The sequence below is a fragment of the Micromonospora sp. genome, assembly GCF_048594385.1.
In the GTDB taxonomy this organism is placed as follows: Bacteria; Actinomycetota; Actinomycetes; order Mycobacteriales; family Micromonosporaceae; genus Micromonospora; species Micromonospora wenchangensis.
Genome location: NZ_JBMDWU010000066.1, coordinates 1 through 12,416, shown reverse-complemented (window position 1 = coordinate 12,416; position 12,416 = coordinate 1). Strand labels below are relative to the sequence as shown.

Annotated in this window: 10 protein-coding genes; 3 read left to right on the top strand and 7 right to left on the bottom strand. The window is 72.6% G+C overall.

Annotation, left to right across the window (positions count from 1 at the left end; translation table 11 throughout):
• Positions 1-46: 46 nt before the first annotated feature.
• From ACOJTC_RS03155 to ACOJTC_RS03145, 3 genes are all read right to left on the bottom strand, one after another.
• On the bottom strand, positions 47-1,174 hold the full coding sequence (locus ACOJTC_RS03155; protein ID WP_420115660.1) for a glycoside hydrolase family 53 protein: 1,128 nt from the start codon (positions 1,172-1,174) through the stop codon (positions 47-49).
• A gap of 155 nt (positions 1,175-1,329) precedes the next feature.
• On the bottom strand, positions 1,330-3,573 hold the full coding sequence (locus ACOJTC_RS03150; RefSeq protein WP_420115659.1) for a M4 family metallopeptidase: 2,244 nt from the start codon (positions 3,571-3,573) through the stop codon (positions 1,330-1,332).
• 188 nt (positions 3,574-3,761) lie between these two features.
• On the bottom strand, positions 3,762-4,601 hold the full coding sequence (locus ACOJTC_RS03145) for a PIG-L family deacetylase (protein WP_204924425.1): 840 nt from the start codon (positions 4,599-4,601) through the stop codon (positions 3,762-3,764).
• 158 nt (positions 4,602-4,759) lie between these two features.
• On the opposite strand from ACOJTC_RS03145, the gene ACOJTC_RS03140 reads away from it, so the two are divergent.
• Positions 4,760-5,383, top strand: a complete 624-nt coding sequence (locus ACOJTC_RS03140) for a DUF1349 domain-containing protein (RefSeq protein WP_420115658.1) — start codon at positions 4,760-4,762, stop codon at positions 5,381-5,383.
• On the opposite strand, the gene prfH is transcribed toward ACOJTC_RS03140, so the two are convergent.
• The 4 genes from prfH to sthA all read right to left on the bottom strand — a co-directional run bounded on the left by prfH (position 5,343) and on the right by sthA (position 10,088).
• Positions 5,343-6,017, bottom strand: coding sequence for a peptide chain release factor H (prfH, locus tag ACOJTC_RS03135; RefSeq protein WP_420115657.1), 675 nt, complete (start codon positions 6,015-6,017; stop codon positions 5,343-5,345). The two genes, ACOJTC_RS03140 and prfH, sit on opposite strands and share 41 nt — an antisense overlap.
• Entirely contained in the window at positions 6,014-7,174 is a 1,161-nt protein-coding gene (locus ACOJTC_RS03130; RefSeq protein ID WP_420115656.1) for an RNA ligase RtcB family protein, read from the bottom strand. Before ACOJTC_RS03130 ends, prfH begins: the two co-directional genes overlap by 4 nt.
• A gap of 200 nt (positions 7,175-7,374) precedes the next feature.
• Positions 7,375-8,586 carry an ROK family protein gene (locus ACOJTC_RS03125; protein ID WP_420115655.1) on the bottom strand — a complete coding sequence of 404 codons (1,212 nt, stop codon included), beginning with the start codon at positions 8,584-8,586 and terminating at the stop codon, positions 7,375-7,377.
• 98 nt (positions 8,587-8,684) lie between these two features.
• Complete coding sequence (gene sthA / locus ACOJTC_RS03120; protein ID WP_420115654.1) at positions 8,685-10,088, bottom strand: Si-specific NAD(P)(+) transhydrogenase; 1,404 nt, start codon at positions 10,086-10,088, stop codon at positions 8,685-8,687.
• A 230-nt stretch (positions 10,089-10,318) separates the two neighbouring features.
• On the opposite strand from sthA, the gene ACOJTC_RS03115 reads away from it, so the two are divergent.
• A complete protein-coding gene (locus ACOJTC_RS03115; protein ID WP_420115653.1) occupies positions 10,319-11,950 on the top strand; it encodes an LLM class flavin-dependent oxidoreductase in 1,632 nt (543 codons plus the stop codon).
• 198 nt (positions 11,951-12,148) lie between these two features.
• Complete coding sequence (locus tag ACOJTC_RS03110; RefSeq protein WP_357930531.1) at positions 12,149-12,286, top strand: hypothetical protein; 138 nt, start codon at positions 12,149-12,151, stop codon at positions 12,284-12,286.
• Positions 12,287-12,416 lie beyond the last annotated feature (130 nt).

Below are 12,416 nucleotides of genomic sequence, written 5' to 3'. Positions count from 1 at the left end.
GGCGGGCGCCCCCGCGCGGGGGCCCCCCCGACCGGGACGCAAGCCGCTACGGCCGCCAGCGGATGCTCGGGTTCACCTGGCCGGTCCAGTTGAAGACGGCCATGTTGTCCCACTGGTTGCCGGTGCCGTTGATGTTCGCCGGGTCCCACCCGTTGCCGGGCACCGCGTACCAGGTCGGCTCCCAGTAGAAGACGCCGATCGCGCCGGCGTTGCGGGCGGTGTCCTGCACCCAGGAGAACTCGGTGGCCTGGCCGGTCCAGCTCGCCTGGTGCCCCGCACAGGGTTCGGTGCCGTTGATCGCGTTCGGCTCGTTGTCGGCGTTCGCGGCGGTGAACGGGTACGCCGTCTCGGTGAGCACCACCGGCTTGCCGTACCGGGTGCGGACGTCGGTGATGACGTTGTAGAGGTTGGCCAGCGTGCCGTGCCACATGCAGTAGTACGACAGCGCGGTCAGGTCCCACTGCACGCCCTTGGCCCGGATGCCGTCGTAGAACCAGCGGGCGTGGTCCATGCTGTCCGCGTTCGCGGTGTGGATGATCACCTGGGTTCCGCCGTTGCACGCCTTGGTGGCCTGGTAACCGGCCTTGAGCAGCAGGCTGAGGTTGGTGAAGTCGTTGTTGACGACCTTGCCGTCGTTCCACAGCATGCCGACGTTGATCTCGTTGCCGATCTGCACGCTGTCCGGCGTGGTGCCCTGGTTACGCAGGCTGGTGCACACGTCGGAGGTGTAGTTGTAGACGTCGCTCTGGAGCTGGCCGATACCGTGGTTGGCCCAGGCGGCCGGCTTGTACTGCTTGCCCGGGTCGGCCCAGGTGTCGGAGTAGTGGAAGTCGATCATGAGCTTGAGGCCCTTGGCCTTGACCGTCTTCGCGTACGCCAGCACCTTGGCCTTGTTGTTCCAGCCGCTGGCCGGGTTGTTCCAGACCCGCAGCCGGACGTAGTTGACGCCGATGCCCTTGAGGATGTCGAGCGGGTCGCGGGCGGTGCCGGCGGCGTCGTAGTACCGCGCGCCGAGGTCCAGGCTGCGCTGCACGGAGGAGACGTCCGCGCCGAGCATGGTCAGGGTGTTCGCGGCCGACGCCGACGTCGGCGGGCCGAGCAGGGCGGCGGGCAGGGCGACCGCCGCGAGGAACGCGACGGCCCAGGCCCGCAGGCGGGATCGGTACGGAGTCATCCGGACCTCCTCGGTGGTGGGGTGGTGGGTGACCTGGGGGCGTCGGGACGGCGACACCAATAGACAGGCATGACTATACCGGGGTGGGGTCGGGTCACCGACGTGTGAGCGGGCCACCCGGGAGACCCGGATGGCCCGCCTGCGTCACCGACGCGTCAGAGGTTCAGGCTCCAACTGTTGAGGTAACCGGTGTCCAGGGTCGCCGCGTCCTGCACCCGCAGCCGCCAGGCGCCGTTCGCCACCTCCGAGGAGAGGTTCACGGTGTACGTCTGGTCGATGTTGTCGGTGCTGCCCCCGGAACGGCTCTGCAGCGTGTACACGCTGCCGTCCGGGGCGATCAGACTGACCACGAGGTCACCGATGTAGGTGTGCACGATGTGCACCTCGACCTTGCTCGTGGTCGACGGGGTCGCCGCGCAGCCGCTGATCACGATGGTGCTCTCCACCGTCGAGTTGTCGGCGATCGGCACGTCGGTGCCGTTGCTGCCGGAGCAGCCCGGCAGCCCGTTCACCGTCACGTTCAGCGTGGTCGTGCGGGCCACCGAGGGGGCGGTGCCCACCACCGTGATCGGTACCGTGCCGCTGCCGGCGGTGGCGGTGGCGGTGACCGTGACGGTGGTCGACCCGCCGGCGGTCACCGACGCGGGGGAGAACGACACGCTCACCCCGGCCGGCAGCGGGCCGGTCGAGAAGGTGACCGTCTCGGCGGTGCCCCGGATGACCGTGGTGGAGACCGTTGCGGTGGCCGAGGTGCCCGGGTCGACGGTCACCGTCGCCGGGGCGACCGCGACGGTGAAGTCGTTGGCGGCGCACGACTCGGTGCCGGTGACGTTCACCGCGGTCCAGGCGGCCATCACGGCCTTGTACTCGGTGCTGCACAGGCCGTACAGGTCGGTGGCGGCCGACAGGGTGTGCATCCGCGCGGTGTTGGTCGGCTGGGCGGTGTTCACGTAGCGGGTGTTCGACACGAAGTACGCGTCCAGCGCCCGGAACCAGATCTTCTCCGCCTTCTCCCGGCCGATCCCGGTCACCGGCGGGGCCGACCCGCACAGCGGCGAGGTGCCGTACGGGGTGACACCGGAGCCCTCGGCCAGGTTGAAGAAGAAGTGGTTGGCCACGCCCGAGGAGTAGTGCACGTCGAGGCTGTTGGTGCTGGTCGACCAGCAGCCGTGCGACGAACCGTCAAGCGTCGGGTTGTACATGTAGCGCAGCGGCGCGCCGGTGCCCCGGATGTCGATCTTCTCGCCGACCTCGTAGTCGCCGGGGTCGACCGGGGTGTTCGCGTAGAACTCCACCATGTTGCCGAAGATGTCGCTGGTGGCCTCGTTCAGGCCGCCGGACTCGCCGGAGTAGGTCAGGCCGCCGGGGACCACGTTCTCGGTGACGCCGTGGGACATCTCGTGGCCGGCGACGTCGAGGGCGACAAGCGGCTTGGCGTTGCCCGCGCCGTCGCCGTAGGTCATCTGCGCGCCGTCCCAGAAGGCGTTGACGTACGCGTTGCCGTAGTGCACCCGGCTCGGCACGCCGGTGCCGTTGCCGAAGATGCCGTTGCGCCCGTGCACCTCGGTGAAGTAGTCGAAGGTCGTCGCCGCGCCGAAGTGGGCGTCGACGGCGGCGGACTGCCGGTTCGAGGCCGCGCCGGTGCCCCACACGTTGTCGGCGTCGGTGAAGGTGGTGCAGGTCGACGTGCCGTTGTTCATGTCGCAGGTACGGCCGTTGCCCCGGGTCGGGTCGATCATGCTGTACGTGGCCCCGGACTGGGTGGTGTCGATCGCGACCGGTCCGGCGTAGATGCTGTTGCCGGTGCCGACGACGGACTCGATCTCGTCGTAGGAGCCGATCCGGGCACCGGTGATCGCGTCGCTGATGACGTGCAGCTTCGAGGGGGTCTGCCCGTCGGGCGCCCAGCCGGTGACCACCGTCTCCCAGGCCAGCCGGCCGGTGCCGCTGCTGGCGTCGACGAACAGCTCCGCCGCGCCGGTGCCGGTGATCCGCCCGGAGAACGCGGTGGTCGCCGCCTTGCTGGCCTTGGCGGCGCTGACCTTCGGGGTGGTGGCGAGGCTCAGCGGCGCGGCCAGGCCGACCGAGCTGCCGGCGTAGTCACCGTCGGCCCCGGTGCGGATGACGACGTCCCCGCCGTAGACGCGGAGCCCGTCGTAGGTGCGGGTGTAGCGGACCGCGCCCCGGCCCTGGGCGTCGCGCCTGCTGCTGTGCACGGCGTAGCGGTCCTTCGCCGACGACCTGACGTCGCGGGAGTGCTCCTTGAGCGCGGTGTCGGCGGCGGCGACCAGCGATGGTCCCGAGGCGGCGGGCGGAGCGGCGGACGCGCTCGTGGTGGTGACCACGAGACCACTGCCGACCAGCATGGTGACGCCGGCCAGCGCTAGGGCTGATCTCAAACTGACCTCCCCGATCCGAGATGCTTTCGCATCTTTCGATGACGCGATCATCGTCGGCCGTGGAGAGTCTGTGAAGATGGATGTCGATGGATAACCATACCGAGTTGTCCATCTGTCCAAGGCGATGACCGCCGGGGTGTTCCGTCCCGGTTACGGCTGGAACACCCCGGCAACATTCGCCGGACCGGTCAGCGCAGACCGGCGAACAGGTCGTCCTCCGGCAGGGCCGCCCCGGTGGTGTCGCGGACCCGGACGAAGGTCTCCCGGCCCATCAGCTCGACGAACCGGTCCCGGCCCATCCGCAGAAAGAAGATGTTCTCGGTCTGGCTGGCGTGGGCGGCCAGCGCGTCGAACTTCTGCGCGCCGTAGCTGCTGGTGTCCACCCAGGTGGTGATCTCGTCGTCGGGCAGGCCGAGCTGCGGGCCCGGCCCGTCCGCTCCCGGCGTCTCCTCCGGCTCGGCCCACTCGACGCCCAGCTCCTTCATCACCCGGCCGAACTCCGCGAACGCCGTGTGCGGCACGGTGGTCCAGTAGACCTTCGCCGGGACGTCGGTCATCTCGACGGCGGCCATGGTGATCCGATGGGCCTGGATGTGGTCCGGGTGACCGTAGAAGCCGTTCTCGTCGTAGGTGACCACCACGTCCGGCCGGTACCGGCGGATCAGCTCCGCCAGCCGCTGCGCCGCCTCCGTCACCGGCGTGTTCCAGAACGCTCCGGGCAGGTCGTTGGTCGACCAGCCCATCATGCCGGAGTCGGCGTAACCGAGCGTCTCCAGGTGACTGACCTTCAACGCCGCGCAGCTGGCCTCCAGCTCGGCCTGACGCATCGCCACCACGGCGGCCGGGTCGTGCCCCGGGTCGCCCGGCTTGACCCCGCCGGGGCCGTCACCGCAACCACCGTCGGTGCAGGTCACCAGCACCGTCGTGATGCCCTCCGCCGCATACCGGGCCAACACGCCACCGGTGCTCGTCGCCTCGTCGTCGGGGTGCGCGTGCACCGCCATCAGGGTCAGACCTCGTTCCGCCATGCCCTCACCCTAGGCGGCCCGACCGACAACGGTGCGTACCGGCCCGGTGGGGGAGCCGGCCGTCGGCGCCCGCCGGTCCCGCTGTCCCCGGTCGCGGCCCGTCACCCGGAGGGCCACCGGGGCGACGCGCGCTGGGGCCCCGGCAGATAATGGACGCCATGACCACCACCTGGAACGTCCCGGGTCTGCCGTTCGCCCTGTCGCCGTCGCCCGAGGCGGCGTGGACGATCGCCGAGGCGGACGGCGTGGTGACCGGGTCGGCGGCCCCGCGCAGCGACATCTTCATCGACCCGGCCGCGGGCGATCCGGCCGCCGGGTCGACGCTCGACGCGGCGACCCTGCTCGGCCCGCCCCCGGACGGCGACTTCCAGTTCAGCGCCCGGGTCACCGTGGACTTCGCGGCCACCTACGACGCCGGGGTGCTGCTGCTCTGGGTCGACGAGCGGCACTGGGGCAAGCTCTGCTTCGAACTCTCTCCCGACGGCGAACCGATGATCGTCTCGGGGGTCGCCCGGGGCGTCGCCGACGACGCCAACGCCTTCGTCGTCGACGCCCGCACGGTCTGGCTCCGGGTCTCCCGGATCGACCACGCGTTCGCGTACCACGCCTCGGTCGACGGACGGACCTGGCGGATGGTCAGGTACTTCGGCATCGACGGCGCGGCCACCGCCGCCACGATCGGCTTGGAGGCGCAGTCACCCACCGGCGACGGCTGCCGGGTCGTCTTCGACGACCTCCGCTTCACCCGCGACCGGCTGACCGACCTGCGCGACGGCTCCTGACCCGGGTGCCGGTCGCGCCGGGCGGCTGGGGACGTTCGACCCGCACGGCGTCGCCCCGGACGAGTTCGTCGTGCAGGCGTCGGCGGGCGGCGGTGACGGCGCGGCCGGCACGCGCGTCGTCCTCGGCGAGGCGCTGCCGCAGCAACCGCAGGGCGGCGGCGCGGTTGAGACCGAACTGCCGTTCGGTGTCGACCACGACGACGGTGCCGGAGGGACGGTGGGTCGCCCGCGCCGCCGTGCTCACCTTGTTCCGGTGCTGACCCCCCGGTCCACCGGTCCGGCAGGCGACGACATGCACGTCGGCCTCGACGAACGCCGTGGTCGGGGTGTCCACCCGGCACGGTCGGGCGGTGACGTACCAGTTCTTCCGGCCGGTCGTCGGCCGGTACGGGCTGGGCGCCTGCCAGCACAGGGTGCCCGTCCACCCGGCGGCGAACGGCGCAACGTCGGGCCCGTCGAGCCGGACCACGACCGACCGGTTGGTGCCCGGTCGGTCGCCGGCGACGGACTCGACCCGGTGGCTGTCCACCCGGTGCCGGGCGGCGTCGGCAGTCAACCGGTCCAGCAGCCGGGCCACCGCCCAGGCGCACTCCTGGGGGCCGCGCCCGGCGGACAGGAGCAGGTGGACGCTCATTCCCGACCCCGCCGACGCCCGTCCCGGTGGGTCGGCCCGGGGTCGGGCGTCTTGTAGGTGACCAGCGGGAGGGTGCTCGCGACCGGGGTGGCCAGGTCGTGCGCGACGAGGTCGGCGACCACCTGCTCGATGCGCTTGTAGGCCGTCGGCGCCTCCTCGAACAGCAGTTGCCGGTCGCCGCACACCACCAGCGAACCCACCGGCGTACGCCGCAACTGCGCGACGGTGTGCTTGGCCCGGCCCCGGCGCAGCGCGTCGGCGCGGGACATCTTGCGACCCGCGCCGTGGGCCACGGAGTGGTTGGCCGTCGGGCCGGCGTGCCCGGCCACGAGGTACGACGGGGTGCCCCGGGTGCCGGCGACCAGCACGTCCCGGCCGTCGCCCGGGGCCGCCCCCTTGCGGTGCAGGTATTCGCCGTCGCGGACCTCGACCAGGTTGTGGCACTGGTCGACGACCGGCTCGGTGGGCGCGGCCCCCAGGGCGTGTGCGACCCGGGCGGCCAGCATCCGCCGGTTGAGCGCGCCCCAGCGGACCGCCTCGTCGTGCCGGGCCAGGTAGCCGGCCGGGTCGGGGGCCGGCCCCGCGCCGTGCGCCCCGGTGTGTGCCCGCAGGATCCGCTCGCCCAGGCCCCGCGACCCGCTGTGCACGATGAGCACGAGGTCCCCGGCGGCGAGCCCGAGCCGGTCCGCGTGGTCCGCCGCGAGGACGGTGTCGATCCGGGCCAGTTCGACGAAGTGGTTACCCCGTCCGACCGTGCCGAGCCCCTCGACGTGACCGGCGGGTGGCCCGCCGGGCGCGACGGCCCAGGCCGGGTCGTCGGGGTCCGGCGACCGGTCCAGGTCCGGGAACCGGGCGGCGATCCGTTCGGGTACGGCCCGCTTGAGGCCGATCGGGAAGACGGCGATGCCGCACCCGATGTCGGAGCCCACCAGGTGCGGGTAGAGCACGGTCGAGGCCATCGCCGCGCCGATCGGGGCGCCCATGCCCGGGTGCAGGTCGGGCATGGCGGCGACGTGCCGCATGCCGTCGAGGGCGGCCACCTGGTGGCACTGCCGGACGGCGTCGGACTCGATCCAGCTCTCGGGGGAGGCGAAGACGGTGACGGTGGCCGTGGCCGTGGCCGGCGACGGGGACGGCAGGGAACGCTGTGGGGACACGGACGCTCGTTTCGGGTGACGGGAACGACGGACGGCACGCGGCGGCACGATGGCAGCCGGCGGCACGATGGCTCGTGGCGACGCCACGGCGTGCGGCGGCGCGGCACGGGCGTGCGGGGTGCGGGGGTGTCCGTCAGTACGTCATGCCCGTCAGCCTGGCCCACCGGACCGCTTCCGCCAACCGGTTTTCGGTCGGCCGCTCAGCCGACCGGCGTCCCCAACGGGTCGGCGAGCAGCCGGGTGAAGCCGAGCTCCGCCGCGCCGACCAGGGTGGCGTCGTCACCGAGTGCGGACACCCGCAGCTGCGCCCGGGTACGCGAGACCGGCAGGACGTTGACGGCGATCCGCTCCCGTACGTGCGCCGCCGATCCCCGGTACACCTCCCGGAGCATTCCGCCGAAGATCACCATGCCGGGGTTGAACAGGTTGATCACGTTCGCCACCCCGATGCCGAGCCAGTCGCCGACGGTCCGCAACGCCTCCCGGGCTGCCGGGTCGCCGCGGTCCGCCGCGTCGACCACCTCCCGGACCGCGCCCCGGCCGATCCGGTCGGCGGGCCGACCCGCCGCGTCGAGCAGCGCCCGCTCGCCGACCTCCGCCTCCAGGCAGCCGCGCGAACCACACCCGCACGGTCTGCCGTCGTACGGGTTGACCAGCATGTGACCGACCTCGGAGCCGTACCCGCCGTCGCCGCCGAGCAGGTCGCCACCGACGATGATCCCGCCGCCGACCCCGACGTCGCCGTGCAGGTAGACCAGGTTGTCCACCCCGACGCCCACCCCGCGCTGGTGCTCGGCCACCGCGCCCAGGTGGGCCTCGTTGCCGACCAGGACCGGCAGCCCGAGATCGAGCCGGTGGGCCAGCTCCGCGCCGAACGCCTGGTCCACCCAGCCCATGTCCGGCCCGAAGCGCACCATCCCGTCGCGCGGCCGGATCATCCCGCAGTACGACGCGCCGATCCCGACGCAGGTCGCCCCCGACGTCGCCGTGGCGTGCAACTGCCGCCCGAGGTCGGCTAGCACCCGTACGACGGTGTCCAGGTCGGCGCCCGCGCGGGCCCGGTGCGCCTCGCGGCGGTCCTGGATCGCCCCGCCCAGCCCCACCCGGGCCGCGACCAGCCGGTCCACCGCGATGTCGAAGGCGAGCACGTACACCCGGTCGGCGGCCGGCCGGACCACCAGGGACGGCCGGCCGGCCCGCCCGGTCAGCTCGGGGAAGTCCTCCCGTACCAGGCCGGCCGCGACCAGGTCCGTGGTGAGCGCCAGGACCGTGCTGCGGTTGACGCCCAGCCACTCGGCCAGCCCGGCCCGCGACACCGGGCCGCCGAGATGCACCCGCCGCAGCAGCGCCCCGAGGCTCCGGCGGCGGCTGTCACCCGGCGACTGCCCGTCCACGGTGGGACTTCTCGGCATCACGCGGCGGGCCCTGTCGATCGGCGGTTGGCTACCCGTCGAGGGTAGTGGCGTCGACGACCGTCGGCCACCTCGCGTACCCGGCCGGTGACCGTGGCTCACCCCTCGATCCGGGTGATGTTGCGGATCTTGTTGGACGCGTCCAACGCGGCGACCTTGTACGCCTCGGACAGGGTCGGGTAGTTGAAGACCGTGTCGATCAGGTAGTCGACCGTGCCGCCGCAGCCCATCACCGTCTGCCCGATGTGGACGATCTCGGTCGCGCCGGTGCCGAACACGTGCACCCCGAGCAGCCGGCCGTCCTGCGGCGACACGAGCAGCTTCAACATGCCGTACGAGTCGCCGACGATCTGTCCCCGGGCCAGCTCGCGGTAGCGGGCGACGCCGACCTCGAACGGGGTGGCGCTGTTGGTCAGCTCCTCCTCGGTCTTGCCGACGAAGCTGATCTCCGGGATCGTGTAGATCCCGATGGGCTGCAGCTCCTGGAGTTCGCGCACCGGCTCCCCGCAGGCGTGCAGCGCCGCCATCCGGCCCTGCTCCATCGACGTGGACGCCAGCGCCGGGAAGCCGATCACGTCACCGACCGCGTAGATGTGCTCGACGCTGGTGCGGTAGTGCTCGTCCACCGCGATCCGGCCGCGCCGGTCGGCCTCCAGCCCGGCCGCGTCGAGGGCCAGGTCGTCGGTCTGCCCCTGCCGGCCGGCCGAGTACATGACCGTGTCCGCGACGATCTTCTTGCCGCTCTTGAGGACGCACAGCGCAGCCGTCTCGTGCTTCTCGACCGCCGCGACCTCCTCGCCGAAGCGGAACGTCACCGACAGGTCGCGCAGGTGGTACTTGAGCGACTCGATGATCTCCTCGTCGCAGAAGTCGAGCATCCCGTCGCGGCGTTCCACCACGGTCACCTTCGTGCCGAGCGCGGCGAACATGGACGCGTACTCCATGCCGATCACGCCCGCGCCGACCACCACCATGCTGCGCGGCACGGCCTGGAGGTTGATCACCCCGTCGGAGTCGACGATCGTCCGGTCGTCGAAGTCGACGCTGTCCGGCCGGGCCGGGCGGGTGCCGGCGGCGATGACGATCTTGTCGAAGGTGATCTTCGACTCGTGCCCGGAGCCGCCGTCCACCCAGATCGAGTGCGGGTCGGCGAACCGACCGGTGCCGGTGATCAACGCGACCCGGTTGCGGGCGAGCTGGTTGCGGATGACGTCGGTCTGCCGGCTGATCACGTGCTGCGTCCGGGCGGCCAGATCACCGACGGTGATCTCCTCCTTGACCCGGTAGCTGCTGCCGTACAGATCCCGCTGGCTCAGGCCGGTGAGGTAGAGCACGGCCTCCCGCAGCGTCTTGGAGGGGACGGTGCCGGTGTTGATGCACACCCCACCGATCATGTCGCGGCGGTCCACGATGCCGACCCGCCTACCGAGCTTCGCGGCGGCGATCGCCGCCTTCTGACCGCTGGGCCCGGAGCCCAGCACCAACAGGTCGTAGTCATACACGGCTCCTAGCCTCGCAAGCGGCCGCAAGATGTGCCACTCGTGGTCGTCCCGGTGGCCGTGCACCTCACCGTCGACGTGTGATCGCACCGGCACCGCCCCGGGCGACCCGAAACCCGCGACCGCCCGGCGGGTCGGCGCAGGTCAGCGCTACGGTGGGCCGGTCGCCCACCCTGCCGGGCCGCCGGGGCGACGCCGGGAACGCGACGAGGGGACCAGGTGACGGCAGCGTCATGACCGACTACGGACACGAGCTGCTGTTCGGCGGCTTCCTCACCCCCGACGCCCGGCAGCCCGAGCAGGTCGTCGCCCGCGCCCGGCTCTGCGAGCAGGCCGGCCTGGATCTCGTCACCTTCCAGGACCACCCCTACCAGCCGGGTTTCCTCGACACCTGGACGCTGATGTCCTACCTGGCGGCGGCGACCAGCCGGATCAGGCTGGCCGGCAACGTGCTCAACCTGCCGCTGCGGCAGCCGGTGGTGCTGGCCCGCAGCGTCGCCAGCCTCGACCTGCTCAGCGGCGGCCGGGTCGAACTCGGCCTCGGCACCGGCGCGTTCTGGGACGCCATCGAGGCCAACGGCGGTCGACGGCTCACCCCCGGGCAGGCGGTGGACGCCCTCGACGAGGCGATCCGGATCATCCGGGAGGTGTGGGCGGCCGACCGGCGCGGCGGGGTACGCGTCGACGGTGAGCACTACCGGGTGGTCGGCGCGAAACGCGGCCCCGCCCCGGCACATCCGGTGGGGATCTGGGTCGGGGCGTACAAGCCGAGGTTGCTGCGGTTGGTGGGACGGACGGCGGACGGCTGGCTGCCGTCGCTCGCGTACCTGCCGAACGGGCCGGCGGACCTGGCCGGGCTCAACGCGCTCGTCGACGAGGGCGCGGCGGCGGCCGGGCGGGACCCCGCCGAGGTGCGGCGGTTGCTGAACGTCTCCGGCCGGTTCACCGGTACCGGTGCGGGCTTCCTCGACGGCCCGCCCCGGCAGTGGGTGCGGGAGCTGACCGACCTGGTGCTGGAGCACGGCACCTCCGGGTTCGTCCTCGGCACCGACGACCCCGCCAGCATCCAGCTCTTCGCCCAGGAGGTCGCCCCGGGCGTCCGTGAACTGGTCGCCGCCGAACGGGCCGGCTCGACCGCCCCCGCCGCCCCGCCGCCGGGGGAGCTGACCGGGCCGGCGGGGGACACGACGGAGCCGACCGGTACGGCGGGAGCGGCGCAGGAGCGGCGGGAGACCCTCCGGGTCGGTAGTGTCGCGGGACTCGCGGTCACCCCCACCCCCGCACCGCAGGTACGGCACAGCGACCACCGGCTCTGGGACGAGTCGACCCGTCCGGTCGCCCCGCCCGCCCCGACCGGGCACGTCTACTCCCCGCAGGCCCAGGCCGTCGGTGGGCACCTGGTCGACGTGCACGACCACCTGCGTCGGGAACTGGGCGAGATCCGCGACCTGCTCGACCAGGTCCGCCGGGGGGCGGTCTCCGCCGGCGACGCCCGGGGCGTGCTCAACCGGATGACCCTGCGGCAGAACAACTGGACGTTGGGGGCGTACTGCGCCGCCTACTGCACACTCGTGACCCAGCACCACGGGTTGGAGGACGACGCGATCTTCCCGCACCTGCGACGGGCCGATCCGGGGCTGGTCCCGGTGATCGACCGGCTGGAGCAGGAACACGTCGTCATCCACGAGGTCGTCGAGGGCGTCGACCGGGCCCTGGTCGCGCTGATCGGGGACCCGGGGCGGCTCACCGGCCTGCAGCAGGCGGTGGACGTGCTCACCGACACCCTGCTGTCCCACCTGTCCTACGAGGAACGCAACATCGTCGAACCCCTGGCCCGGTACGGGTTCTACCCCGGCCAGCTCTGACCCCGCGCCGGCCGGCGGGTGCCCGGTCCGGCCGGCACGCGCCGGTCCGGCCGGGTGCGACGCGCAGTGGTCGCCGGGTGACGGCGTTCGGACCGCCGTGCCATAATTCCGGTGGCGCCCGCGGTTGTCACCGCCGGGCCCGGGGGGCCGCCTCCGCAGCACGCGGACGGCGGGGGATACCTACCCCCGGAGGCCACAGTGGATCACCCCTCTCTCGTCGACCTCGTCGATCTGCTCGACGGCCTGTTGCAACTGGGTGCCGCCGCGCTCAGCCTCGCCGCCGCCGTCGTGGTCGCCCGCACCACCGGCCGGTCGGGCCGCCAGCGTGACGACTGACCGGCGTCCACGGTCACCTCGCCCGGCGACCGATGGTGGTCGCCGGGGCGGGCGGCCGGGGCCGGGGAACCCGCCCCCCCGGGGGGGGGCGCCGGCCCACCGGGGTGAGACCGCGTCCGGGCCGTGGAGC

Bases quoted from the DNA above. Each gene is read 5' to 3' on its own strand.
- ACOJTC_RS03155 (WP_420115660.1), bottom strand. From the start codon at position 1,174: ATGACTCCGTACCGATCCCGCCTGCGGGCCTGGGCCGTCGCGTTCCTC.
- ACOJTC_RS03145 (WP_204924425.1), bottom strand. From the start codon at position 4,601: ATGGCGGAACGAGGTCTGACCCTGATGGCGGTGCACGCGCACCCCGAC.
- ACOJTC_RS03140 (WP_420115658.1), top strand. From the start codon at position 4,760: ATGACCACCACCTGGAACGTCCCGGGTCTGCCGTTCGCCCTGTCGCCG.
- prfH (WP_420115657.1), bottom strand. From the start codon at position 6,017: ATGAGCGTCCACCTGCTCCTGTCCGCCGGGCGCGGCCCCCAGGAGTGC.
- ACOJTC_RS03125 (WP_420115655.1), bottom strand. From the start codon at position 8,586: ATGCCGAGAAGTCCCACCGTGGACGGGCAGTCGCCGGGTGACAGCCGC.
- ACOJTC_RS03115 (WP_420115653.1), top strand. From the start codon at position 10,319: ATGACCGACTACGGACACGAGCTGCTGTTCGGCGGCTTCCTCACCCCC.